The following is a 25,452-nucleotide window of genomic DNA, read 5'->3' on the forward strand; positions in this document are numbered from 1 at the left end:
ATGGTTCCTCAACGCAAGAATGCCTTGCTACTCCACCTTAGATGACGTCGTCGTTTCGTGAATTCAAGCGTCGGCGGCCGTTTTTTTCGGCCATTCTTCGGCGTGAGCCAGGAAAACCAAGGCCTCGCGCACTTGTGTCGGCGTATTGCACGTCTCGGCAAACGGTAGCCAGTAGACGCCCTGACCAACGCGCAAGTGCATGCCCTCGCTGTCGATACCGGCCAGTTGCGCAGGCTCCGATGTCGGCAAACCGGCCAGTTCGACATAGTGGGCAATGGCCTTGGTGTGATCGCTGTTCATGTGTTCAATCATGCTCAGCTCGGCTTTACCGGCAAACGGGTTGGCCAGGGTCAGTTGATCGACCCAGTGGATTGCGCCGAAACCGCCGATATAACGGTGACGCACCGGTTTGAGTACCCAAAAATCAAAATCATGGGCCTTGTGGTAGTTCGCCGAGTCGGGGAAATAGCGCTAATAACGCTCGGCCGCCGCCGCAATGGATGCTTCATCCTCAAGTTTCTCGGCCTCGGCCAGGTACGTCAGGCGGCCAACAGCCTGGACATCCTCGGCCTCGCGCTCACCCACGAGCAGCGAACACTTGGGATCTTTTTGCAGGTTATGGGTGTGCTGGGCGATCCGGCTGATCAAGATCAGCGGCCGGCCCTCTTCGTCCAGGCAATAAGGCACCACCGAACCGAAAGGGAAGCCCGGCATGGCTTTGGATAGGGTGGCGAGTGCTCCCCGGTATTCCTTGAGCAGTAGTTCTCGGGCATTCTTGGCAATGTGCGCGCTCAACTTATGACTCCCTCGGTAAATTTCGTCAAAACCAGACTTGGGCAACCGCTTAATTCTGCTCACAGGACTTGCGAATGCATCTCAACGACAAAGTAATCATTATCACCGGCGGTTGCCAGGGTTTGGGCCGCTCCATGGCCGAGTATTTTGCGAGCAAAGGTGCCCACTTGGCGCTGGTGGACCTTAACCCGGAAAAACTCGATGCTGCGGTCACTGCCTGCAAGGCTCATGGCGTCAAGGCGCGTGCCTATCTGTGCAACGTGGCCGATGAAGAGCAGGTCACCCACACGGTGGCAAAAATCGCTGACGATTTTGGCGCGATCCACGGTTTGATCAACAACGCAGGGATCCTGCGCGATGGGCTGCTGCTCAAGGTCAAGGACGGCGAGATGATCAAGATGAGCCTGGCCCAGTGGCAGGCGGTCATTGATGTCAACCTGACCGGTGTGTTCCTGTGTACCCGCGAGGTGGCGGCGAAGATGGTCGAGTTGAAGAACCAGGGCGCCATCATCAACATTTCGTCGATTTCACGCGCCGGCAACGTTGGCCAGACCAACTACTCCGCCGCCAAGGCCGGTGTCGCTGCAGCCACCGTGACCTGGGCCAGGGAACTGGCGCGCTACGGCATTCGCGTGGCAGGGATTGCGCCGGGTTTTATCGAAACCGAGATGACCCTGGGCATGAAGCCCGAGGCGCTGGAGAAGATGACCTCAGGTATTCCCCTCAAGCGTATGGGTCGGCCTGAGGAGATTGCCCATTCGGCGGCGTATATCTTCGAAAACGACTATTACACCGGACGGATTCTGGAATTGGATGGTGGGTTGCGGTTGTAAGGCCGCTTCCACATTTACCAGGTCACGCCAAAGCCTGCGGTATAACGGGTTTTGCTCAAGTCGCTGTCCGAACCGCCACTGATAATGTCGCGCTCAGCCTTGAGATTAAGCGAAGCCCATTCGGTGACTTTGTAGCGCAGGCCCATCTCTGCATCGAGAGAGTAATCGGCAGGTCCTGCCAGGGGCTTGCCCAGTTCGCCGCTGGTGAAGAACTCGACCGTCTTGCCTACCAGGTAGCGGTTGTAGTCCCACTTCATGGCCAAGGAATAGAAGTTGTCCTTGCCGCCATCCTGGTATTCATAGTCGGTGCGGTTAAGCAGCGAGCCAAGAGAGAAGGCGCCCAGTTCGTCATCCCAGAACTGATAGCCGGGACCGGTACCGACGGTGCGCTGACGTGTGAGGTCTTCGACCTTGTCGCGCTTGTAGTTCAGGCGACCCTGCCAGAACCACTGGTCGGTGATAAAACGGTCCAGGGCGTACTCGGCGCTCCAGTTATCAGTGGTGACCACGTCATTCTGGAACACGCGGTTGTACTCGCCTTCGGCAATATGCCGCCATTTGCCATGGCGGGCTGTGGTCTTGAAGCCCACGTCATAGTCATCGGTGTCTTTTTCCGCCCGCTGGTAGTCCAGCGCCACATCGACGTTGCCTTTCCACACCAGATCTTCGATCACAGGCTTGGGCTTGATGATTTGCTGAATGCTCGCCAACTCGACGGTTTTCGGCTCCTCGCCATTAGCCAGGATGACCTTGCCATCGTCGGCCGCGTGCAGGGACTTGGCTTTCTCGCCGGTGTAGGCGTCCTGTTTGACCAGCAACTCCTGGTCGCTTTCCAGGGTTTTCACCTGCTTCCAGTCCACCGGGATGGCGCCGGCGTATTCGGTCTGGATCAGCAGCTTTCCACCGTCGAAAACCTTGATTTTGCCGGTCAGGCGGTCACCATTTTTCAACCAGACGGTATCGGCGAGCAAGGGCGTAGAGGCGCTGAAAACAGCGAGGCAAAGCAGGGTTCTGGACAACATAAGCGGATGTGGGGCTCAAATTTGGCGAAAAAAAGGGCAATATCGTGTTAGATAAAGTCTTAGCAAGGACAGACTCAAGTATCTGTATTGAGTTCAATTCTCAACGTCATCTTTACAGACGTTTCTTACAAAGAGACTGATAATTTCAACCGGATACGCCCAACGTGAACGAACCCACCGAAACCCCGCAAAGCCCCGCAGAGATTCGCCGCACTGCGCTTTACCTAACCCTTGCGCAGGTGCCCGAAGGTTGCGTGGTCAGTTACGGTGAGTTGGCGCAGCTGGCCGGGCTGGGCCGTGCGGCGCGCTGGGTTGGCCGCACCCTCAGCCAACTGCCCGACGACACCAGGTTACCCTGGCACCGAGTCGTCGCTGCCGGCGGTCGGATAAGTCTCCCGGTGGGCAGCGCATCAGGAGACGAGCAACGTGGGCGATTACGCAGCGAAGGGGTGAGTATCCTGAACAATCGCGTTGATATTCAGCGTCATGGCTGGCGCCCGGTAGAGCACAGCGGTTAGAGTGCGCGCTTTGTTTCCGTAATCTGAGGCAGACTACAGTCCATGCCCCGTAAAACCTGGCGCGCCGCGCTCGCCGCCTATGCCAGCCCCTCGACGTTAGTGCTGTTACTGCTCGGCTTTGCCGCCGGTCTGCCTTACATGTTGGTGTTCTCGACGCTCTCGGTCTGGTTGCGTGAGGCCGGCGTGGCCCGCGAAACCATCGGCTATGCGAGCCTGATCGGCCTGGCGTATGCCTTCAAGTGGGTCTGGTCGCCGCTGCTCGACCAATGGCGCCTGCCACTGCTGGGCAAGCTCGGACGTCGTCGTTCCTGGTTGGTACTGTCCCAGACGCTGGTGATCCTCGGATTAATCGGCATGGGTTTCTGCGACCCGCAAAAACACCTGTCCTGGCTGATCGCCATTGCCGTTATTGTCGCCTTCGCCTCGGCCACCCAGGACATCGCGGTGGATGCCTATCGCCTGGAAATCGCCGACGACAGCCGCCAGGCCGCGCTGGCCGCCTGCTATATGTCCGGTTACCGCATCGCCGCCCTGCTAGCCACCGCCGGTGCACTGTTTTTTGCCGAGGGCTTCGGCTCCACCGGCTTCAACTATAAGCATTCGGCGTGGACCGGCACCTATGTGCTATTTGGCATATTGATGGTCCCTGCCCTGCTGACCACGTTTTTTATACGCGAGCCGGACGTGCCATTGCGTACCCAGTTGCAGGCCGGGCGCTATAGTTTTGCCCACCAACTGATGTCTGTGTTCGTGTTGATTGTGTTGCTGGTGTCCGTGCCGGCCATGTTCACCCAGCTGTACAACACCGATTTCGCCAGCGTGCTGTTCGACGGCGTCAGCCTGCTCGACCTGCTGCTGGAGGACCGCGCATTTCTGCGGGCCATCCTCTATGTCTCCCTGACCGCACTGTGCCTCTCGGCGATGGGCCGCCGCGGCCTGGCGCCGGTGCTGACGCCGGTCAACGACTTTATCCTGCGTTATCGCTGGCAAGCCCTGCTGCTGCTGGGGCTGATTGCCACCTATCGCATGTCGGACACCGTGATGGGCGTGATGGCCAACGTGTTCTATATCGACCAGGGCTTTACCAAGGATCAGATTGCCAGCGTCAGCAAGATCTTCGGCCTGATCATGACCCTGCTGGGTGCTGGCATGGGCGGCCTGTTGATCGTGCGCTTCGGCATCCTGCCGATCCTGTTTATCGGCGGTATCACCTCAGCCGGCACTAACCTGCTGTTCCTGATGCTGGCGGACATGGGCGCCGACCTGCAGATGCTGATCTTCACCATTTCCCTGGATAACTTCAGCTCGGGCCTGGCGACGTCGGCGTTTGTCGCCTATCTGTCGAGCCTGACCAACCTGAAGTTCTCGGCGACGCAATATGCGCTGCTCAGCTCGATCATGTTGCTGCTGCCGCGATTGATCGGCGGTTACTCGGGGGTGATGGTGGAAAAGTTCGGCTATCACAACTTCTTCCTGATCACCTGCTTGCTGGGTGTGCCGACGCTGATCCTGATTGCCTTGCACTGGTTCCAGGAAAGCCGGCGAATTCGGTTGAACCCCCCGAAAGAAGAGTGACACAAGCCCGGCTCCAACAACCAGATGCCTGTACGTCGGCCGCAAGCGCCCGTACAATCCCAAGTCATTTCAAGTCCAAGCAACCGACAACGGCCTACCATGCGCACCAGTCAATATTTGCTCGCCACACAGAAAGAAACGCCTTCCGACGCGGTCGTGATCAGCCACCAGCTGATGCTGCGCGCCGGCATGATCCGCAAACTGGCCTCGGGCCTGTACACCTGGCTGCCCATGGGCTTGAAGGTGATGCGCAAGGTCGAAGCGATCGTTCGTGAAGAAATGAACGCCGCCGGCTCTCTAGAAGTGTTGATGCCGAGCACCCAACCGGCTGAGCTGTGGCAGGAGTCCGGGCGCTGGGAAGAGTACGGCCCTGAATTGCTGCGCTTCAAGGACCGTCATGGCCGCGATTTCTGCGCTGGCCCGACCCATGAAGAAGTGATCACCGACCTGATGCGCAACGAGTTGAGCAGCTACAAACAGCTGCCCCTCAACCTGTACCAGATCCAGACCAAATTCCGTGACGAAATCCGCCCGCGCTTCGGTTTGATGCGCGGCCGTGAATTCATCATGAAGGACGCCTATTCGTTCCACGCTGACCTGCCATCCCTGCAGGTCACCTATGACCGCATGCACCAGGCCTACTGCAACGTATTCACTCGCCTGGGCCTGAAATTTCGCCCGGTTGAAGCGGACAACGGCTCCATCGGCGGCGCTGGCTCCCACGAGTTCCACGTACTGGCCGACTCCGGCGAAGACGATATCGCCTTCAGCAACGGCTCCGACTACGCGGCGAACATCGAGAAAGCCGAAGCCGTGCCACGGGAAACCTCCCGTCCTGCGCCAAGCGAAGAGCTGCGTCTGGTGGACACTCCCGAGACCAAAACCATCGCGGCCCTGGTGGAGAAGTTCAATCTACCGATTGAAAAGACCATCAAGACCCTGATCGTGCATGCCGAAGAAGAAGGCAAGCTGATCGCCCTGGTGATTCGTGGTGACCACGAACTCAACGAAATCAAAGCCTCCCAGCAGCCAGGCGTTGCCAGCCCGCTGGTCATGGCCAGCGATGCCGAACTGCGTGACGCCATTGGCGCCGGCGCCGGTTCCCTGGGCCCGCTGAACCTGCCACTGCCAATCATCATCGACCGTTCGGTTGAGCTGATGAGCGACTTCGGTATCGGCGCGAACATCGATGACAAGCACTACTTTGGCGTCAACTGGGAGCGTGACCTGCCGGTTCCGACCGTGGCCGACCTGCGCAACGTAGTGGCCGGCGACCCGAGTCCGGATGGTAAGGGCACCCTGGAAATCAAGCGCGGCATCGAAGTCGGACACATTTTCCAGCTGGGCAACAAGTACAGCAAGGCGATGAAGTGCGAAGTGCTGGGTGAAAACGGCAAGCCTATCACCCTGGAAATGGGCTGCTACGGCATCGGCGTTTCCCGCGTGGTTGCCGCCGCCATCGAGCAGAACAACGACGAAAAAGGCATCATCTGGAGCGACGCCCTGGCACCGTTCCAGATCGCCCTAGTACCGCTGCGCTACGAAACCGAGCAAGTACGCGAAGCCACCGACAAACTGTATGCCGAACTGACGGCCGCAGGTTTTGAAGTGCTGCTGGATGATCGCGACAAGAAAACCAGCCCAGGTATCAAGTTCGCCGACATGGAACTGATTGGCATCCCTCACCGGATCGTGGTCAGTGACCGTGGCCTGGCCGATGGCAATCTGGAATACAAGAGCCGGACCGAAGCCCAAGCCCAACCGCTGCCAGTGGCTGACGTACTGTCTTTCCTTCAGGCGCGTATTCGTCGCTGAAAACCAGATCAAGAGAAGTCATGCTCAAGCGAAACACCTTAGCCCTCGGGGGCGCCACTTTATGTGGCGCCCTACTGCTCAGCGGCTGCGCCAATCAAATGTCGCAACGCAGCGAGCACGAGGAACGCATCGAGCGAAAATTGCTCGACCATAGCCTACAGATCGATGTTGGCGAGCCCAAGGTGCTTGAGCTGCCGCAACGTCGGGTGCGCATTCATGAGCAGAGGACCTTCGAGGTCACTGAATTTGAAGTCACCCGTCATTATGATCGCTATACGCCGTACCAGCCTTGGCGGGAACTCTATGAGATCCCCCTTGGCGCGGTGGCGGTGGTGGCAGGCGTCGGCGCCAATGTGGTCAATGTCTTCGCCCTGGGCAACCTGCCGGACAGCGTGACCCGCGACTGGATCAGCTATGGCGTGGCCGGGCTCAACCCGCTCATGAACGTGCAGTCCCACGGCCGCGCGCAACAGAACCTGGCGGGCATTGATGAAATCCAGCGCGACAGGCGCCTGGAATACACCAGCCTGCCGTGGAGCGAACGCCCGGTCCAGGTGAAGGCCGGCAAGCAAACCTTTGATCTGACCACCGACCGCAACGGCGTACTGCGCCTGAACCTGTTGGACAGCCCGTTTGCCGAGCAGGACCTGAACCACGTCAGAACGTTGCAGATCAGCATTGAAGATGCCCAGGATGACGTGCATTCGGACTCATCGCTGGCCATCAGCAGCACCTTGCGGGGAAAACTGCTCGAAGCTCATGGGTTGATCTACGACGACCTAGAAGATGACGAAGTCAGCCAATGGGTACACCGAGTCAAGCGCTTGTCGGAGCTTGGCCTGGAAGAAGAAGCCAGCGAACTGGAACAAAGCCTGATCGAACTGACCCGCAATGATCCTGAATTGCAGCAGGAATTTCTCAAGGCCTTGACCCAGGATGGCGGACGGTTGGTGGCGGACCCTGGGGCGAACTGACATTGCTTTTCTGTAGAAGCGAGCTTGCTCGCTCCTACCACGGCAATTCCAACTGTTCATTCCCATTGTTCAAGTCTAGCAACCGCACACCAATTCCCAGCAACCGCACCGGTTTCCCACCGCGCTTAAACGCCTGGGTCAGCAACTGCTGATAGCTCTCAAGATCCCGCCCTGCCCCTGCCTGCTCCAAGGTAGTCTGAGTGAAGTCATGGAATTTCACTTTGACGAAAGGCTTGCCCGGTCGATAGCTACTGTCGATACGTGCCATGCGCCCAGCCAGGGTGTCGATCAACTCGGGGAGTTTTTCCAGGCAACTGGACAGGTCCGGCAAATCGACGTCGTAGGTGTTTTCCACACTGATTGATTGCCGACGACTGTCGTTCTGCACAATGCGCTCATCAATCCCACGGGCCAGGCTCCACAGCCGCTCGCCGAAACTGCCAAATTCGCGCACCAGCGCCAGCTTGTTCCAGTCCCGCAGTTGCAGACAGTCTTCAATCCCCAGCCGCGCCAGCTTGTCCGCCGTGACCTTGCCCACGCCATGCAGCTTATTAACCGGCAACACAGAAACAAAATCCTCGACTTGATCCGGCGTTATCACAAACAGCCCATTGGGCTTTTTCCAGTCGCTGGCGATTTTGGCGAGGAATTTGTTCGGTGCCACACCAGCAGAGACGGTGATATGCAGTTGATTGGAGACCCGGCGCCGGATGTCCTGGGCAATGCGCGTGGCACTGCCGCCAAAGAGCGGGCTGTCGGAGACGTCCAGGTAGGCCTCATCCAGCGACAGTGGCTCAATCAGGTCAGTGTAATCACGAAAGATCGTCTGGATTTCCTTCGACGCTTCTTTATAGGCATCCATGCGCGGCTTGACGATAGTCAGGTCCGGGCAGAGCTTCAGCGCGTGGCGGGACGACATAGCCGAGCGCACACCGTAGGCCCGCGCCTCATAGTTGCAGGTAGCTATCACGCCACGGCGGTCCGCCGAACCGCCGACGGCCAGCGGCTTTTGCGCCAGGGTCGGGTCGTCACGCATCTCGATGGCGGCGTAGAAACAGTCACAGTCGACGTGGATGATTTTGCGCTGCGTCATATATAAGGAGGGAATGGTCAACGGATCGCCAGTATCTCACTCGCACCTGTATATAGCACCAGTACTGTGAATCTTCTGACTCGGCGGCAGGAAAAAAGCCTCATACATTTATTTTCTCAATCGAAACAGACACCCCAATAGAGCTGAAAGCCTCGGCCATACTGGGCCAGAGCCCTTTAAGGTGTTGCCTTGGAGAGCTAAGCGATTGAACCACAAGCGCTTTTCTTTGAATTAGCGATTGACACACCTGCGTATCGCTGTAGAATGCCGACACACAGACGCGGGATGGAGCAGTCTGGTAGCTCGTCGGGCTCATAACCCGAAGGTCGTCGGTTCAAATCCGGCTCCCGCAACCAAACATCAAGAAAGGCTACTCGAAAGAGTGGCCTTTTTTGTGCGCGTCTACTTTACCCTCGCTGCAGCTCTCTCCCTTCTTGTCCTACAAAAAAACCTTGCCCATCGAGCACTTACCGCTCACAGATGACAATTACCGGCTAATTCGCACTTATTTGACTCATCGGTAGATTAACGGTTGACACCTCGCCGTTGCGCTGTAGAATGCCGCCACACAGACGCGGGATGGAGCAGTCTGGTAGCTCGTCGGGCTCATAACCCGAAGGTCGTCGGTTCAAATCCGGCTCCCGCAACCAAACATCAAAAAAGGCTACTCGAAAGAGTGGCCTTTTTTGTATCCGGTGAAAAAGTTCTTTTGAAACAATGGCATGGCATCCTTCATGAAACCGGATGCGGTTTGTGGAGTCCATTCCATAGCACGCTATGCTGACTACTCTCTAAGACTAATGCGCGCTGTCGCCGGACCCGGTGAACCGCGTTAATATTTGTAATTATTTTGTCCATAGGGATTGGTAACTTGGCTGGATACCCCCATCCTGTCGCGCACAATCCACGAGGTGATTGATGCGCGCCAACTCGTCTGAACCACAAGACACTATTACAGCGACACAACCGATCCCCCCCACCCGCTTGCGCTGGCTGGATCTGTTGAGCAAGTACCGCCACCCCATCGGATTGGCTGTCACGCTGTTGCTGTTCACGATTGCCTTGATTGCCTGTCGCCACCTGCTGCTTGAGCTGGACCTGTACGCACTGCATGACTCAATCCTGGAAGTGCCCAAGCCTTCCCTGCTGGGTGCATTCGCCGCCGCTATCGCCGGCTTCATTATTCTGTTGGGCTACGAGTTTTCCGGCGCCCGCTATGCCGGTGTGAAGCTGCCCGCTAAAACGCTGGCCTACGGTGGCTTTACCGCATTCGCCATCGGCAATGCCATTGGCCTGTCGATGTTGTCGGGTGGTTCGGTGCGTTACCGGCTGTATGCGCGACACGGCATCGGCGCTTCAGAAGTTGCCCGTATGACGGTGTTCGCCAGCCTGGCCCTGGGTTGCGCCTTGCCCCCACTGGCCGCCCTGGCCACCCTGAGCAACTTGCCCGCCGCCTCTAATGCGCTGCATCTACCCGCCAGCCTGCTCGGCGGTATTGCCGGCGCCGTTCTGCTGTTGTCGGTAGCACTGTGCATCGGTATTTATCGCCGCCGGCTGGCGGAGCAACCTTATCCAGACAACCTGCTGGTCAAGGTCGGACGCCGCACCCTGCGCCTGCCCGGCCGCCGCCTGACTTTCCTGCAATTGATCATCACCGCCCTGGATGTCGCCGCTGCCGCCACCGTGTTGTATCTGTTGCTGCCGGAAGCACCACCCTTTGGTCCGTTCCTGCTGGTTTACCTGCTGGCCCTCGCCGCCGGCGTACTTAGCCATGTGCCGGGTGGCGTCGGGGTTTTTGAGGCGATTCTGCTGGCGGCCTTCGCCGACAAGCTCGGTGCAGCGCCATTGGCCGCCGCCCTGCTGCTGTACCGGATGATCTATGTGGTGCTGCCGCTGTTGATCGCCTGCATATTCCTGCTGGTCAATGAAGCCCAGCGCCTGTTCCAGACGCAACAAAGCCTGCGGGTCGCTTCGGGCCTGGCCGCACCGGTTTTGGCGGTACTGGTTTTTTTGTCCGGCGTGGTACTGCTGTTCTCCGGCGCCACCCCGGAAATCGACTCACGACTGGAAAACATCGGTTTCCTGATTCCCCACCGCCTGATTGACGCCTCGCACTTCGGCGCCAGCCTGATCGGCGTGTTCTGTCTGTTGCTGGCCCAGGGCCTGCGTCGACGTTTGTCGGCGGCCTGGATGCTGACCATGGTGCTGTTGCTGGTGGGCGCCCTGCTCTCCCTGCTCAAGGGCTTCGATTGGGAAGAAGCCAGTCTGATGACCATGACCGCCGTGCTGCTGGCCATCTTTCGACGCTCCTTCTATCGCGCCAGCCGCCTGACCGAACTACCGTTCTCGCCGTTGTACCTGGTGGCCAGCGTCTGCGTGCTCGGTGCTTCAATCTGGCTGTTGCTGTTTGCTTATCAGGACGTACCTTACAGCCATCAGCTGTGGTGGCAGTTCACTCTCGACGCCAACGCCCCGCGTGGCCTGCGCTCGCTGCTGGGCGCCGCCGTAGTACTGGTGATTGTTTCGTTGACCTGGCTGCTGCGCACCGCACGCCCGGTGATCCACCTGCCGACACCCGACGAACTGGAGCGCGCCACCAAAATCTTGATGGCTTCGGCGCAACCCGACGGTGGCCTGGCGCTGACCGGTGACAAGGCGCTGCTGTTTCACCCCAATGACGAGGCGTTCCTGATGTACGCCCGTCGCGGCCGCAGCCTGGTGGCCCTCTATGACCCGATCGGCCCCACCCAGCCACGGGCCGAGATGATCTGGCAGTTCCGCGACCTGTGTGACATTCACCACGCGCGCCCGGTGTTCTATCAGGTCCGCGCCGAGAACCTGCCTTACTACATGGACATCGGCCTGACCGCGATCAAGCTGGGCGAAGAAGCCCGGGTCGACCTGAAACGCTTTGACCTGGAAGCCAAGGGCAAAGAGATGAAAGACCTGCGCTATACCTGGAACCGTGGGACCCGGGACGGCCTGTCCCTGGAGATCTTTGATCCGGGCCAGGCGCCGATGGACGAACTGAAAGTCATCTCCGACGCTTGGCTGACCGGCAAGAACGTGCGGGAAAAAGGCTTTTCCCTGGGACGATTCAGCAACGACTATCTCAAGCACTTTCGCATCGCGATCATTCGCTTCGAAGGGCACCCGGTGGCCTTCGCCAACTTGCTTGAGACGTATAGCCATGACCTGGCCAGCCTCGACCTGATGCGCGCCCACCCCGACGCGCCGAAACTGACCATGGAGTTCATGATGGTCGGCCTGATTCAACATTATAAGAACCATGGCTACGGCCGCTTCAGCCTCGGCATGGTGCCGTTGTCGGGCCTGCAACCACGTCGTGGCGCGCCCCTGACCCAACGCCTGGGCTCGATGGTGTTCCGCCGTGGCGAGCAACTGTATAACTTCCAAGGTTTACGCCGCTTCAAAGACAAGTTCCAGCCCGACTGGGAACCCCGTTATATGGCCGTGCCCGCAGGACTTGATCCGCTGGTGGCACTGGCCGATACCGCCGCCCTGATTGCGGGCGGCTTGACTGGATTGGTGAAACGCTGATGATTCGACGCTCCTGGCGGTATGTATTGGCCTTTGTAGTGCTGCTCGCCCTGGTCCTGGGTGGCGGCTATTGGTTCTGGAACCGCCCCGCCCCGCAGCCGACTCTGGAGCAGTTGCCCCAGGCCGACGGTTCGGTCATGACCCGCGTAACACCGAGCACCACACCGAAAGCACGGGTAGCCGTCGCGGTGATGGCCGACGAAACCCTTACCGACAATCAACTGATCGCTCTCAGCCAGGGCGGCGCCGCACAGATCGTCCAGGTGATCTTGCCCAAGGACGACTGCAAGCTGCAGGAACAAGCCCTGCAAACCGCCCTGAGCCAGCTCAAGGGCCCGGCGACCCTCGTCAGCGGCATCGGCCCTGGCGCAGCGCTGGCCTGGCGCTGGCTGGCCGTGCAGAACGACGACAAGGCCAATGCCATCTCCGTCGGCTTCGCCCTGGTCCAGGAAGGCTGCAAGGACCCGCTACCCAAGACTGCCGCCCACGGCAGCTGGCTGGTGGCGTGGAACGACAACCCTGACGATGAAAGCGCCAGCTTCGTACGCGATACACCACGTGCCACCACCAGTATCAGCGACTACGATATTCACTACCCACAAGTGTTGAACAACGAGTTGCGTAAGCAATTAGTCGGTTCGGACAACGGTGGCCTGGCGATCCCGGTGGTGGAAGTACCTGCCGGCCAGGCCAAGGACACCGTCACGCTGTTCCTGTCTGGCGATGGCGGCTGGCGCGACCTTGACCGCGACGTGGCCGGGGAAATGGCCAAGATCGGCTACCCAGTGGTTGGCATCGACACCTTGCGTTACTACTGGCAGCACAAAACCCCGGAACAGAGCGCCAAAGACCTCAGCGAACTGATGCAACACTACCGGCAAAAATGGGGCACCAAGCGCTTCGTGTTGACCGGCTACTCGTTCGGCGCCGACGTCTTGCCGGCCATCTACAACCGCCTGCCGCAAGCCGAGCAGCAGCGGGTCGACGCAATCATCCTGCTGGCCTTCGCCCGTACCGGCAGCTTCGAAATCGAAGTCGAAGGCTGGTTGGGCAATGCCGGCAAAGAAGCAGCCACCGGCCCGGAAATGGCCAAGCTGCCGGCAGCCAAGGTGGTGTGCATCTACGGCGCCGAAGAAGTCGACGAGAGTGGCTGCACCGACAAGACCGCCGTGGGCGAAGCCATGAAACTGCCGGGCGGCCATCACTTCGACGAAAACTACCCGGCTCTGGCCCAGCGCCTGGTGGAAATCATCGAGAAGCGCCAGGGCAAGACCGAGTAACCCGAAACCGGGAATGTACTCGCAGCCCCACAAAAAAGCCCCCGCTGCCGCAAGGCACCGGGGGCTTTTTGTTGGGCTTACATTTCTACCTGGGTACCCAACTCGATCACCCGGTTCACCGGTAGCTTGAAGAAGCGCAGGTTGCCGTTGGCGTTCTTGAGCATGAAGGCGAACAGCCCTTCGCGCCAACGGGCCATGCCTTCGAGCTTGGAGGCGATGACCGTCTCACGGCTGAGGAAGTAGGTGGTGCGCATCGGGCTGAAATCCAGGTCGTCCAGATGGCACAGTTTCAGCGCCTCGGGCACGTCCGGCTCATCGACGAAACCAAAGTGCAGGATCACCCGGAAGAAGCCCTCGCCGTAGGAGTCGACTTCAAAGCGGCGCTGGGCCGGCACACGCGGGATGTCTTCGTAGACCACCGTCAACAACACCACCTGCTCATGCAGCACCTGATTATGCAGCAGGTTATGCAGCAAGGCGTGAGGCACGGCATCAGGTCGAGCCGTCAGGAACACCGCTGTGCCCTGCACTCGATGAGGAGGCTGTACCTGGATACTGCTGATAAAGATCGGCAGCGGTAGCCCGCCTTCATCCAGACGATCCACCAACAACTCTTTGCCGCGCTTCCAGGTGGTCATCAGGATAAACAGCACAATCCCCGCGAGAACCGGGAAGGCACCACCCTGGAGGACCTTCGGCACGTTGGCGGCAAAAAACAGCCCGTCTACCAGCAGGAAACCGACCAATACAGGGATTGCCAGGACCGGTGGCCACTTCCACAGCAGCAGCATCACCGCCGACACCAGGATGCTAGTGATCAACATGGTGCCGGTCACCGCCACACCGTACGCCGATGCCAACGCGGTAGACGACTCGAAGCCCAACACCAGCAGGATCACCCCGACCATCAGCGACCAGTTCACCGCGCCAATATAGATCTGGCCCTGTTCGGCGCTGGACGTGTGCTGGATATGCATACGCGGAATGTAGCCCAACTGAATCGCCTGACGGGTCAGGGAGAATGCACCGGAAATCACTGCCTGAGATGCGATCACCGTGGCCAGTGTAGACAGGCCCACCAGCGGAATCAGCGCCCAACTCGGCGCCAGCATGTAGAACGGGTTGCGTGCCGCTTCAGGGTTTTCCAGTAACAACGCGCCCTGGCCAAAATAGTTGAGCACCAATGCCGGCAGCACCAGCGCGAACCAGGCCCGGGCAATCGGCTTGCGGCCGAAGTGGCCCATGTCGGCGTACAAGGCTTCAGCGCCGGTCAGCGCCAGCACCACAGCACCGAGGATCGCCACACCCATGCCCGGATGGACGATAAAGAAACGCACCCCCCAGACAGGGTTCAGCGCATTGAGCACCTCGGGGTGTTGGACAATCCCATGAATGCCCAAGCCGGCCAGCACCAGAAACCACAGCACCATCACCGGCCCAAACAGCTTGCCAATGCGGTCGGTGCCATGTTTCTGGATCAGGAACAGCCCGACCAGCACCACCAGCGACAATGGCACCACCCAACGCTCAATACCGTCAAAGGCCAGCTCCAGGCCTTCTACCGCTGACAGCACCGAGATTGCCGGGGTGATCATGCTGTCGCCGTAAAACAACGCAGCACCAATCAGGCCGAGAATCACCAGCACCGAACGCAATCGCGGATAAGGTGCCGCTGCCCGCCGGGCCAGCGCCGTCAGGGCCATGATACCGCCCTCGCCCTGGTTGTCGGCCCGCAGGATAAACAATACGTACTTGATCGAAACGACCCAGATCAGCGACCAGAAAATCAGCGCCAGAATCCCGAAGACCCCGTCATGATTAACCTGAACCCCGTACGCCCCGGAAAACACCTCTTTAAGGGTGTAGAGCGGGCTGGTGCCGATATCTCCGTAGACCACCCCGACTGCCGCCACCAGCATGCCGATCGGCTTTGCGTTGGATTGCTCGGCACCTGCTGCCTGACTACTTGCCTGACCCATCAATCACTCCTGCCCTTGACCTAAGGCCTTTTATAAACAGCGCGCCTGTATACGGGCACCTAAGCTGTCCACAGCATGCGCTGTTTTACTTCTAGTTACAGACGATTTGTTGACCACCCGGATTCATCCAAGTGCAACGGCGCGAAGCATAGCGCAGCACTCGTCGCATTTCCCTGCATAAAGCTGGTCAAGTGCGTTGCCCGTCGCTAGAATTGCGCACTTTTTGATCAGAGGCGCATCAAGCGCCCGTCCGCCGCCTTGTCGTGCACGACTGGCAGCGTCATTCAATACCGAGGTTAGACATGTCCACCACCATCGCAAAGGCCAACCCCAAGGTTGGCTTTGTATCCCTGGGTTGCCCAAAGGCCCTGGTCGACTCCGAGCGCATTCTCACGCAACTGCGCATGGAGGGTTATGACATCGTGTCCACCTACCAGGACGCCGACGTGGTGGTGGTCAACACCTGCGGCTTTATCGACTCGGCCAAGGCTGAGTCTTTGGAAGTGATCGGTGAAGCCATCAAGGAAAACGGCAAGGTCATCGTCACCGGCTGCATGGGCGTGGAAGAAGGCAACATTCGCAACATACACCCCAGCGTGTTGGCCGTGACCGGCCCGCAGCAGTACGAGCAAGTGGTCAACGCCGTGCACCAAGTAGTGCCGCCGCGCCAGGATCACAACCCGTTGATCGACCTGGTACCGCCTCAAGGCATCAAGCTGACCCCGCGCCACTACGCGTACCTGAAGATTTCCGAAGGCTGCAACCACAGTTGCAGCTTCTGCATCATCCCGTCGATGCGCGGCAAGCTGGTCAGCCGCCCAGTGGGCGACGTGCTGGACGAGGCCCAGCGCCTGGTCAAATCCGGCGTCAAAGAGTTGCTGGTGATTTCCCAGGACACTAGCGCCTACGGCGTCGACGTCAAGTATCGCACCGGTTTCTGGAACGGCGCGCCAGTGAAAACCCGCATGACCGAACTGTGTGAAGCCTTGAGCAGCCTCGGCGTGTGGGTGCGCCTGCATTACGTCTACCCGTACCCACACGTTGACGAACTGATCCCGCTGATGGCCGCCGGCAAGATCCTGCCGTACCTGGACATCCCGTTCCAGCACGCCAGCCCGAAAATCCTCAAGGCCATGAAACGCCCGGCCTTCGAAGACAAGACCCTGGCGCGGATCAAGAACTGGCGCGTAATCTGCCCGGAACTGATCATTCGCTCCACCTTCATCGTCGGCTTCCCCGGCGAGACCGAAGAAGACTTCCAGTACCTGTTGAACTGGCTGACCGAAGCCCAACTGGACCGCGTTGGCTGCTTCCAGTACTCGCCGGTGGAAGGCGCCCCGGCCAACCTGCTGGACGCGGCGATTGTTCCGGATGAGGTCAAGCAAGACCGTTGGGAGCGTTTCATGGCCCATCAACAGGCCATCAGCTCGGCGCGCCTGCAACTGCGCATTGGCAAGGAAATCGAAGTGCTGATCGACGAAGTCGACGAACAAGGCGCAGTCGGCCGCTGCTTCTTCGATGCCCCGGAAATCGACGGCAACGTATTTATCAATGATGCCAGCGGCCTCAAGCCCGGTGACAAGGTCTGGTGCACGGTCACCGATGCCGACGAGTACGACTTGTGGGCTGAAAAACGCGCCTAATTTTGTAAACAAAGTGTGAAACATTGAAAACGCCCTGCTCTTTGACGAGATGCGGGGCTTTTTTAGGTCTATCGTATTGCCATCAGTGCCAATCATCGGCAAGGGGCTGCGGGCATGCGTCAGCATTCGGTTATCCATACACCTAAATCCAGCGATTATCAGGAGTTGACCCGCATCTGGGAGGCCTCGGTGCGCGCTACCCATGATTTTCTGCCGGATAGTTACATTGAACTGCTGAAAACCCTGGTGATGACCCGCTATCTGGATGCCGTGATGCTGATCTGCACCACGGACTCGCGCCAGCGCATCACCGGTTTCGCCGGAGTGGCGGCGGGCAAGGTCGAGATGTTGTTCATTGATCCGCAACACCGCGGGCAAGGCCTGGGCCGACAGTTGCTGCGCTATGCCATTGAGTCAATGAATGCCGAGGAACTGGACGTCAACGAACAGAACCCGCAAGCCCTGGGTTTCTACTTCAAACAGGGTTTCGAAGTGATCGGACGTACGGAGCATGACGGTATGGGGCAACCTTATCCGTTGCTGCACATGCGTTTGCGCCAGGAGCAGCAACAGGCCCGCCGAGGCTAAATGAAATGGAGCCGGGATTAACCGGCGCCACACAGGTACAATAGCCGCCCCCTTTTGCTACGGCCCTTGTCATGACTGACCCCACACGCCTCTCCAAACGCCTCATCGAACTGGTCGGCTGCTCCCGTCGGGAGGCTGAGCTGTTTATCGAAGGCGGCTGGGTCTCGGTGGATGGCGAAGTGATCGACGAGCCGCAGTTCAAAGTCACGACGCAAAAGATCGAGCTTGATCCAGAAGCCAAGGCCACGGCCCCTGAACCGGTGACGATCCTGCTGCATGCGCCGACTGGCGTAGATGCCGAAAGCGCGATGCAGACCATCAGCGCCGAGACCCTGTCCGAGGAACACCGCTACGGCAAACGGCCGCTCAAGGGGCACTTCCTGCGCCTGAGCGCCAGCTCCGACCTGCAAGCCAATGCCAGCGGCCTGTTGGTGTTTACCCAGGACTGGAAAATCCTGCGCAAACTGACGGCCGATGCCAACAAGATCGAACAGGAATACGTGGTGGAAGTGTCCGGCGACATGGTTGCCCATGGCCTGAACCGCCTAAACCATGGCATGACTTACAAAGGCAAGGAGTTGCCAGCGGTGAAAGCCAGTTGGCAGAACGAGAACCGCCTGCGCTTTGCGTTGAAAAATCCGCAACCGGGTGTGATTGCCTTGTTCTGCGAAGCCGTTGGCTTGAAGGTCGTCGCCATTCGACGCATCCGCATTGGCGGAGTCTCCATCGGCAAGGTGCCGGTGGGCCAATGGCGCTATCTGTCCGGCAAAGAGAAGTTTTAACCCCTCTCTTTTTTGCCTCCGAACCTCTCGACACCGCCTTCCTGGGCGGTGTTCACAGTTGAATGACCAGGATTGCCCACATGATTCACAACGACGTACTGCGCAGCGTGCGCTACATGCTCGACATCAACGACAATAAAGTTGTCGAGATTATCAAACTCGGCGGCATGGACGTTACCAAGGAAGACCTGCTCACCTACCTCAAAAAGGACGAGGAAGAAGGCTTCGTGTTCTGCCCGGACGAAGTCATGGCCCATTTCCTCGATGGCCTGGTGATATTCAAGCGTGGCAAGGATGAAAGCCGTCCACCGCAGCCGATCGACCTGCCGATAACCAACAACATCATCCTGAAGAAACTGCGTGTGGCCTTCGAACTGAAGGAAGACGACATGCACGCGATCCTCAAGGCCTCCGAGTTTCCGGTGTCCAAGCCTGAGCTGAGCGCGCTGTTTCGCAAGTTCGGCCACACCAACTACCGCACCTGTGGCGATCAGTTGCTGCGCAACTTCCTCAAGGGCCTGACGCTGCGCGTTCGCACCTGATTGATTGGCTTGCGGCGGCCTTCGGGCCCCGCAGGCAGGCATGACCCTTCATTCCGTTGAAAAATAGTGGCTCCGCTTCCGGCGGCTGGCGACTAGGGTGAGTCCTCTCCCCCTTTCGTTCAGGATCGCCCATGCACCCTTACTTCTCCCTGCAAGGCCGCACCGCCCTGGTGACCGGCGGCACCCGTGGTATCGGCAAGATGATCGCCAAGGCCTTTGTCGAGGCCGGCGCCATTGTCTACGTCTGCGCCCGTGACGCCGAGGCCTGCGAGCAAACCGCAATCGAGTTGAGTGCTTTTGGTGAGTGCCATGGTTTGGCCGCCAATCTGGCCCATGAAGAAGGTGTCGAGCGATTGGCAGCGCACATGGGCGAGCGAGTCGGCCAGTTGGACATTCTGATCAATAACGCCGGCACCACCTGGGGCGCACCGCTGGAAAGCTACCCGATAAAGGGCTGGGAAAAGGTCATGCAATTGAACGTGACTTCGGTGTTCAACTGCATCCAGCAATTGCTGCCACTGCTGCGCAAGGCGGGGTCAGCGGCCAACCCGGCGCGGATCATCAATATCGGCTCGGTCGCCGGGATTTCCTCGTTTGGCGAGCAAGCATATGCCTATGGGCCAAGCAAGGCGGCCCTACACCAGCTGTCGCGGATTCTGGCGCGGGAGTTGGTGAGCCAGCACATCAACGTCAATGTGATCGCCCCAGGGCGTTTTCCGAGCAAGATGACTCAGCATATCGGCAACGATGAGCAGGCCCTGGCTGAAGACACGGCGCTGATCCCAATGAAACGCTGGGGCCGTGAGGAGGAGATGGCGGCGCTGGCGATCTGTCTGGCGAGCACGGCCGGTGCCTATATGACCGGCAATATTATTCCGCTGGATGGCGGGTTCAGTCTCTGAAGTCGGCGGCTCGGGTTATCATGCCCGCCTTACCCCGCTTCGACCCCAGACCATGACCTACAGTGTTTCGCCCATCGGCTTCGTCCGCTCCTGCTTTAAGGAGAAGTTCGCCATTCCCCGCCAACCGCAACTGGCACCCGCCGCCCGTGGCGTTCTGGAACTGGTGGCGCCGTTCGATCAGGGGGACGCGGTACAAGGCCTGGAGCAGGTCAGTCATGTGTGGTTGCTGTTCCTGTTTCACCAGACGCTGGAAGACAAACCCCGGCTGAAAGTCCGCCCGCCGCGCCTGGGCGGCAACAAGTCCATGGGGGTATTTGCTACCCGCGCTACCCATCGGCCCAACGGTATTGGGCAATCGGTGGTCAAACTGGACAAGGTGGAAGCCAATCGCCTGTGGATATCCGGCATCGACCTGCTGGACGGTACGCCGGTTCTCGACATCAAACCTTATGTGCCTTACGCCGACATCATCGATACAGCGACCAATAGCATCGCCAGCGCTGCGCCGCAGCTGATTCCCGTGCAATGGCTGAAGTCTGCCCTGCAACAGGCACACGACCATGCTCAGCGCCTTGACGAGCCATTGGTGGCGTTGATTGAACAGTGTCTGGCGCAAGACCCACGGCCGGCGTACCAGGTTCCCACGCCAGAGCGCGAGTATGGCGCGCAGTTATGGGATGTGGATGTGCGTTGGCACTACCCAGAGGTTGGGATGATTTGTGTGTTGGAAGTGGTCGCGGCCGAGTAAACCCCGGAAACGAAAAAGCCCGCGCTGCCAGGGAAGGCAACGCGGGCTTTTTCATGTACGACTCTCGCGCCTACAAGTGACCCTAAGTCACTTCTCGACGAATGCACGCTCGATCAAGTAGTCACCCGGATCACGCATCCGTGGCGAAACTTTCAGGCCGAAGCTGTTCAATACTTCGCTGGTCTCATCAAGCATGCTCGGGCTACCACACAGCATGGCGCGGTCGTCCTGAGGGTTGATCGGAGGCAGGCCGATGTCGCTGAACAGCTTGCCGCTGCGCATCAGGTCGGTCAGGCGGCCTTCGTTTTCGAACGGCTCGCGAGTCACGGTTGGGTAGTAGATCAACTTGTCACGCAGGGCCTCGCCGAAGAATTCGTTCTGCGGCAGGTGCTCGGTAATGAATTCGCGGTAAGCGACTTCGTTGACGTAACGCACGCCGTGGCACAGGATCACTTTTTCAAAGCGCTCGTAGGTTTCCGGGTCCTGGATCACGCTCATGAACGGTGCCAGGCCGGTACCAGTGCTGAGCAGGTACAAATGTTTGCCCGGTTTCAAATCGTCCAGCACCAGGGTGCCAGTCGGTTTTTTGCTGACGATGATCTCGTCGCCTTCCTTCAGATGCTGCAATTGGGAAGTCAGCGGGCCATTCGGGACCTTGATGCTGAAGAACTCCAGATGCTCTTCCCAGTTCGGGCTGGCAATGGAGTAAGCGCGCATGAGCGGGCGGCCGTTGGGTTGTTGCAGGCCGATCATCACGAACTGACCGTTCTCGAAGCGCAGGCCCGGATCACGGGTGCACTTGAAGCTGAACAGAGTGTCGTTCCAGTGATGAACACTGAGGACACGCTCGTGGTTCATGTTGCTCATGTACGGGGGACTCCTGGAAATTTGTCTGCACCAATGGATGCGCAATTGCACAGCATTCTAATGGCGGTGACAATATCTGTTAACTGGATTATTAAGATAAGGGTTATCGGTTATATAGATATGCGATTTACTCTACGTCAACTGCAAGTCTTCGTCGCCGTCGCCCAGCAGGAAAGCGTCTCGCGCGCTGCTGGCCTTCTGGCCTTATCCCAATCCGCCGCCAGCACCTCAATCACCGAGCTGGAACGTCAATCCAGCTGCCAATTGTTCGATCGCGCCGGCAAACGCCTGAGCCTCAATGCCCTCGGACACCAGCTTCTGCCTCAGGCTGTGGCCCTTCTGGACCAGGCCAAAGAGATCGAAGACCTGCTCAACGGCAAGTCCGGCGTTGGCTCCCTGGCTGTCGGCGCCACGCTGACCATCGGCAATTATCTCGCCACGCTGCTGATCGGTAGCTTCATGCAGCAGCACCCCGAGAGTCAGGTGAAGCTGCATGTACAGAACACTGCACATATCGTGCATCAGGTTGCGCATTACGAAATTGATCTGGGTCTAATCGAAGGCGACTGCAGCCACCCGGACATCGAGGTGCAAACCTGGGTCGAAGACGAACTAGTGGTGTTCTGCGCCCCACAGCATCACTTGGCCCTGCGCGGCCAGGCGAGCATGAAAGAGTTGACTCAGGAGGCCTGGATCCTGCGCGAACAAGGCTCCGGCACCCGCCTGACCTTCGACCAGGCCATGCGTCATCACCGCAGCGCCTTGAATATTCGCCTGGAACTGGAACACACCGAGGCCATAAAGCGCGCGGTGGAGTCGGGACTTGGGATTGGCTGCATTTCCCGGCTGGCGCTGCGCGATGCATTTCGCCGCGGAAGCCTGGTACCGGTGGAAACCCCGGACCTGGACCTGGCGCGGCAGTTCTACTTCATCTGGCACAAGCAGAAGTACCAGACCTCAGCAATGCGTGAGTTTCTGGAACTGTGCCGCGCCTTCACCGCCGGGATTCAGCGCAGCGACGAGATCGTGCTGCCGAGTATTGCCTGACTTTTGTCAGATCAGAATCACGGCCCACACCGCCGTGATCATGGTCAACGCCACGAACTGCGCCGCGCTGCCCATGTCCTTGGCGTTCTTCGACAAGGGGTGGCGATCCAGAGAAATCCGGTCAATCGCCGCCTCTACTGCCGAGTTGAGCAATTCGACGATCAGCGCCAACAGGCAGACCGCAATTAACAGAGCCCGCTCTACACGACTGACATTCAGGAAGAAACTCAACGGAATCAGGATAACGTTGAGCAGTACCAACTGACGAAATGCCGCCTCGCCGGTGAACGCCGCACGCAGACCATCGAACGAGTAACCGCTGGCATTAAGGATACGTTTTAGACCGGTTTGACCTTTGAAAGGCGACATAGAGTAGGCAACTGCACAAAAAGGAGTGGGGAAGCTAGAGCACGCAAAGTCAAAAAAACGTGAACGGATCAAGCCTCAATCTTTCGAAATTGACTCAAGTTGTTGCAAGAGTAACGCCGCCTGGGTCCGCGTACGCACCCCCAGCTTGCGAAAAATAGCCGTCACATGAGCCTTGATGGTCGCTTCGGACACGCTCAGTTCATAGGCAATCTGCTTGTTCAACAGGCCTTCACAGACCATGGTCAGCACCCGAAACTGCTGGGGTGTCAGGCTTGCCAGGCCATCGCGAGCGGCCTTGGCTGCATCGGAGATATTGACCTCCTCGAATGCCTGCGGCGGCCATGAGACATCACCGTCCAGCACACTGCGTACAGCTTTCTGAATGTCTTCCATGGAGCTGGATTTGGGAATGAAACCGCTGGCACCAAACTCCTTGGAACGCACCACCACTGCCGCCTCTTCCTGGGCCGAGACCATCACCACGGGAATCTGCGGGTATTGCCCTCTCAAGAGCACAAGCCCTGAAAAACCATACGCACCGGGCATGTTCAGATCCAACAGCACCAGATCCCAATCAGACTTTTCGCTGAGGCGGGTTTCCAGTTCGGCAATGCTGGCGACCTCGACCAATCGCACATCGGGCCCCAGGCCCAGCGTGACGGCTTGGTGCAACGCACTGCGAAAGAGAGGGTGGTCATCGGCAATCAGGATTTCGTATGTGGCCATTCTTTTAAATGATCCTGTTTTTTATGGGAACACCGATGGGTTCGGTGCTCGCCAACGCAACACAAGGTGACCGCCAGGCAGCGGTCACCACAGGCCGCGTTCAACGTCAAAAACGCAAAAAAGCGACGTCTCAAATCCACGGCGGCGCCCTAATCGGCGCCAAGCATGCCCAGCGTAGCCTGGGTGGTCAAGCACTACGCCCGAGGGCATTTTAGCGGGCACGCCATTTACAGTGCCATCATGCAAACGTCGTCTGGCCATGACAGCTATAGATAAGGCGTCAAGCGAGTATGGACGATGTCTGTCGGGTCCAGTGCCAATTGATACTTGGCAGCCAGATAGTGGGTACTGAAAACATCCAGGTAGGCGTCCAGTACTTCGCCGGCCAACTGATCGTCGGCCAGTTCCAGACACAAGGCGGCCACCTCGGCCGTACAGAAATGGTCATCCCGCTTGGAGCGACGCAGCTTGTAGCGCGACAGTTGCTCAGGCTCCAGGCTCAGTACCGGCAAGTGTTCAAGGTAAGGGCTCTTGCGAAACATCTTGCGGGCTTCACTCCACGTGCCATCCAACAGAATGAACAGCGGGCGCTTGCCTTGCTCCAGCTTGACCTGGTTAACCACACGCTCCGGGGCGACAAATTCGCCAGGGAAAACGATATAAGGCTGCCACTGCGGATCAGCCAACAAACTCAGCAACTGCGGCTCAACCTCGGTGCGCGACCAGGGAAATGCGCTGGTGTCGTCAATCACATCGGCAATCAGCCAGCCGGTATTGCTGGGTTTGAGCGGCTCCACATCATGCATCAGCAGGCACATAGCGGATTTGGCGTTCACTTTCGGGCGCCAGGCGCACAGGCAATATTCTGGAATCACCCTGCAGCCGGGACACCGCTCGGCACGTGAACCCCGGGCGACAAACGGTTTGATGGCGCGAGCCAGGCGCTGGGCGCGCAAGCGGGAGACGGCATGACTCATCGGGTGCGGCGCCGTAAACATGAAAAAATCGACACGGATAGAACTCGGGAAGGCGAAAGTCGCCGCAGTTTACCAGAGCCTTGCCCGTTCAATACGCCTGGCCGTGGCCCCAAGGCGCCCCTATAATCGCGCGCCACTGAACGCATAGCGCAGTGGCTGGTCATAGCACCAGTAACCGAATCAGGAGAGTTTGATGCTGCGTCTTATGTCGCGTTTTGTTGCCCCGTCCATCGCCCTCGCGCTGGTTTTGCCTGTAGGCGCCCAAGCTGCGTCCTTGCTGGAGGCTCAACTGAACAAGAAGCTGCAAAGCGTCGCGGCGGAAAGCAACAAAGACCTGCCAAGGGAGATTGATGAGAAAACCCTGGAAGTGGCCTACACCGTAGAAGGGCTACAACTGATTGATCATCTCAGCGTAATGCCTGACCGTGCTGAGCAAATGCGCGCCAACCCCAAGGCAGTGTATTTCCAGCTGGGCCAAAGCGTGTGCTTGAACAAGGGTTATCGCGAGCTGATGGCCAAGGGCGCCGTGATGCGCTACGAAATTACCGAGAACAAGTCCAATCGCCCGGTGGCTTCGGTGAAGTTCCAAGAGGCTGACTGCCCGGCACCGGCCGCTGCAAAGAAGAAAAAGTAAGACGCCCTACTGTCGCGCGCTGCTGATCAGCGGCGCGCAATACACCCTCCTGTAATACCCCCCCGTTTCCCTGACCAGTACCCAATAAGCTATTGCCAGCCATGACTTTATGGGCTCATGATCAAATCAGGCTGATGACCTGCACCGTCCGGTTTACACGCCACCCTGTAACACTTCCAGGG

Annotated in this window: 22 protein-coding genes, 2 tRNA genes and 1 pseudogene; 17 read left to right on the forward strand and 8 right to left on the reverse strand. The window is 58.7% G+C overall.

All coding sequences use genetic code 11. From position 1 onward, the window contains the following. Window positions 1-63 precede the first annotated feature (63 nt). Window positions 64-795: pseudogene (locus ACZRJ6_RS02705) on the reverse strand (HugZ family pyridoxamine 5'-phosphate oxidase). A 74-nt stretch (window positions 796-869) separates the two neighbouring features. Here ACZRJ6_RS02705 and ACZRJ6_RS02710 point away from each other — a divergent pair. After that, the gene (locus ACZRJ6_RS02710) at window positions 870-1,628 is read left to right on the forward strand and encodes an SDR family oxidoreductase (RefSeq protein WP_463966969.1); all 759 of its coding nucleotides are present in this window, start codon (window positions 870-872) and stop codon (window positions 1,626-1,628) included. A gap of 14 nt (window positions 1,629-1,642) precedes the next feature. Here ACZRJ6_RS02710 and ACZRJ6_RS02715 read toward each other — a convergent pair whose 3' ends face one another. After that, on the reverse strand, window positions 1,643-2,650 hold the full coding sequence (locus tag ACZRJ6_RS02715; protein WP_463966970.1) for a DUF481 domain-containing protein: 1,008 nt from the start codon (window positions 2,648-2,650) through the stop codon (window positions 1,643-1,645). A gap of 164 nt (window positions 2,651-2,814) precedes the next feature. Between ACZRJ6_RS02715 and ACZRJ6_RS02720 the strand changes: the two genes are divergently transcribed. The 4 genes from ACZRJ6_RS02720 (at window position 2,815) to ACZRJ6_RS02735 (ending at window position 7,532) form a co-directional block, all read left to right on the forward strand. Further along, window positions 2,815-3,168 carry an MGMT family protein gene (locus tag ACZRJ6_RS02720; protein WP_463966971.1) on the forward strand — a complete coding sequence of 118 codons (354 nt, stop codon included), beginning with the start codon at window positions 2,815-2,817 and terminating at the stop codon, window positions 3,166-3,168. Window positions 3,169-3,210: 42 nt separating this feature from the next. Beyond that, window positions 3,211-4,743, forward strand: a complete 1,533-nt coding sequence (locus ACZRJ6_RS02725; protein ID WP_463966972.1) for an AmpG family muropeptide MFS transporter — start codon at window positions 3,211-3,213, stop codon at window positions 4,741-4,743. Window positions 4,744-4,842: 99 nt separating this feature from the next. Next, window positions 4,843-6,558, forward strand: a complete 1,716-nt coding sequence (locus ACZRJ6_RS02730; RefSeq protein ID WP_133099651.1) for a proline--tRNA ligase — start codon at window positions 4,843-4,845, stop codon at window positions 6,556-6,558. A gap of 20 nt (window positions 6,559-6,578) precedes the next feature. Further along, window positions 6,579-7,532 (forward strand): hypothetical protein, encoded by a 954-nt coding sequence (locus ACZRJ6_RS02735; protein ID WP_463966973.1) that lies wholly within the window; start codon window positions 6,579-6,581, stop codon window positions 7,530-7,532. Window positions 7,533-7,566: 34 nt separating this feature from the next. Here the strand turns inward: ACZRJ6_RS02735 and dinB are convergent, their stop codons facing one another. Then, the gene (gene dinB / locus ACZRJ6_RS02740; protein WP_463967412.1) at window positions 7,567-8,625 is read right to left on the reverse strand and encodes a DNA polymerase IV; all 1,059 of its coding nucleotides are present in this window, start codon (window positions 8,623-8,625) and stop codon (window positions 7,567-7,569) included. 279 nt (window positions 8,626-8,904) lie between these two features. Between dinB and ACZRJ6_RS02745 the strand changes: the two genes are divergently transcribed. The 4 genes from ACZRJ6_RS02745 (at window position 8,905) to ACZRJ6_RS02760 (ending at window position 13,466) form a co-directional block, all read left to right on the forward strand. Beyond that, window positions 8,905-8,981, forward strand: a tRNA-Met gene (locus ACZRJ6_RS02745). A 217-nt stretch (window positions 8,982-9,198) separates the two neighbouring features. Continuing rightward, window positions 9,199-9,275, forward strand: a tRNA-Met gene (locus ACZRJ6_RS02750). 268 nt (window positions 9,276-9,543) lie between these two features. Continuing rightward, on the forward strand, window positions 9,544-12,186 hold the full coding sequence (gene mprF / locus ACZRJ6_RS02755) for a bifunctional lysylphosphatidylglycerol flippase/synthetase MprF (protein ID WP_463966974.1): 2,643 nt from the start codon (window positions 9,544-9,546) through the stop codon (window positions 12,184-12,186). Next, window positions 12,186-13,466, forward strand: coding sequence for a virulence factor family protein (locus ACZRJ6_RS02760; RefSeq protein ID WP_463966975.1), 1,281 nt, complete (start codon window positions 12,186-12,188; stop codon window positions 13,464-13,466). The genes mprF and ACZRJ6_RS02760 overlap by 1 nt, the downstream gene beginning before the upstream one ends. 77 nt (window positions 13,467-13,543) lie before the next feature. Here the strand turns inward: ACZRJ6_RS02760 and ACZRJ6_RS02765 are convergent, their stop codons facing one another. Beyond that, entirely contained in the window at window positions 13,544-15,445 is a 1,902-nt protein-coding gene (locus tag ACZRJ6_RS02765; RefSeq protein ID WP_149411908.1) for a potassium transporter Kup, read from the reverse strand. A gap of 302 nt (window positions 15,446-15,747) precedes the next feature. Here ACZRJ6_RS02765 and rimO point away from each other — a divergent pair, with 302 nt between their 5' ends. From rimO to tsaA, 6 genes are all read left to right on the forward strand, one after another. Further along, complete coding sequence (gene rimO, locus ACZRJ6_RS02770; protein WP_463966976.1) at window positions 15,748-17,088, forward strand: 30S ribosomal protein S12 methylthiotransferase RimO; 1,341 nt, start codon at window positions 15,748-15,750, stop codon at window positions 17,086-17,088. Between the two features lie 114 nt (window positions 17,089-17,202). Beyond that, window positions 17,203-17,676, forward strand: a complete 474-nt coding sequence (locus ACZRJ6_RS02775) for a GNAT family N-acetyltransferase (RefSeq protein WP_133099657.1) — start codon at window positions 17,203-17,205, stop codon at window positions 17,674-17,676. 71 nt (window positions 17,677-17,747) lie between these two features. After that, window positions 17,748-18,458, forward strand: coding sequence for an rRNA pseudouridine synthase (locus ACZRJ6_RS02780; protein WP_149411905.1), 711 nt, complete (start codon window positions 17,748-17,750; stop codon window positions 18,456-18,458). Between the two features lie 80 nt (window positions 18,459-18,538). Next, complete coding sequence (locus ACZRJ6_RS02785; protein WP_133099659.1) at window positions 18,539-19,000, forward strand: YehS family protein; 462 nt, start codon at window positions 18,539-18,541, stop codon at window positions 18,998-19,000. A 131-nt stretch (window positions 19,001-19,131) separates the two neighbouring features. Continuing rightward, window positions 19,132-19,902: an SDR family oxidoreductase gene (locus ACZRJ6_RS02790; RefSeq protein ID WP_463966977.1), complete on the forward strand. Its 771-nt coding sequence runs from the start codon at window positions 19,132-19,134 to the stop codon at window positions 19,900-19,902. 52 nt (window positions 19,903-19,954) lie between these two features. Then, on the forward strand, window positions 19,955-20,650 hold the full coding sequence (gene tsaA / locus ACZRJ6_RS02795; RefSeq protein ID WP_463966978.1) for a tRNA (N6-threonylcarbamoyladenosine(37)-N6)-methyltransferase TrmO: 696 nt from the start codon (window positions 19,955-19,957) through the stop codon (window positions 20,648-20,650). Between the two features lie 87 nt (window positions 20,651-20,737). Here tsaA and fpr read toward each other — a convergent pair whose 3' ends face one another. Continuing rightward, window positions 20,738-21,517, reverse strand: a complete 780-nt coding sequence (fpr, locus tag ACZRJ6_RS02800) for a ferredoxin-NADP reductase (protein WP_463966979.1) — start codon at window positions 21,515-21,517, stop codon at window positions 20,738-20,740. A 120-nt stretch (window positions 21,518-21,637) separates the two neighbouring features. On the opposite strand from fpr, the gene ACZRJ6_RS02805 reads away from it, so the two are divergent. Beyond that, a complete protein-coding gene (locus ACZRJ6_RS02805; protein ID WP_178114442.1) occupies window positions 21,638-22,564 on the forward strand; it encodes a LysR family transcriptional regulator in 927 nt (308 codons plus the stop codon). 6 nt (window positions 22,565-22,570) lie between these two features. Here the strand turns inward: ACZRJ6_RS02805 and ACZRJ6_RS02810 are convergent, their stop codons facing one another. The 3 genes from ACZRJ6_RS02810 to ACZRJ6_RS02820 form a co-directional block, all read right to left on the reverse strand. Next, window positions 22,571-22,933: a diacylglycerol kinase gene (locus tag ACZRJ6_RS02810; RefSeq protein WP_149411901.1), complete on the reverse strand. Its 363-nt coding sequence runs from the start codon at window positions 22,931-22,933 to the stop codon at window positions 22,571-22,573. A 75-nt stretch (window positions 22,934-23,008) separates the two neighbouring features. Further along, window positions 23,009-23,659, reverse strand: a complete 651-nt coding sequence (gene erdR / locus ACZRJ6_RS02815) for a response regulator transcription factor ErdR (protein ID WP_133099664.1) — start codon at window positions 23,657-23,659, stop codon at window positions 23,009-23,011. A gap of 266 nt (window positions 23,660-23,925) precedes the next feature. Next, a complete protein-coding gene (locus ACZRJ6_RS02820; RefSeq protein ID WP_149411899.1) occupies window positions 23,926-24,636 on the reverse strand; it encodes a tRNA-uridine aminocarboxypropyltransferase in 711 nt (236 codons plus the stop codon). A gap of 193 nt (window positions 24,637-24,829) precedes the next feature. Here ACZRJ6_RS02820 and ACZRJ6_RS02825 point away from each other — a divergent pair, with 193 nt between their 5' ends. Next, window positions 24,830-25,270: a PA3611 family quorum-sensing-regulated virulence factor gene (locus ACZRJ6_RS02825; protein WP_149411898.1), complete on the forward strand. Its 441-nt coding sequence runs from the start codon at window positions 24,830-24,832 to the stop codon at window positions 25,268-25,270. The last annotated feature ends 182 nt before the right edge of the window (window positions 25,271-25,452 follow it).

The organism is Pseudomonas sp. C321 (genome assembly GCF_055407105.1).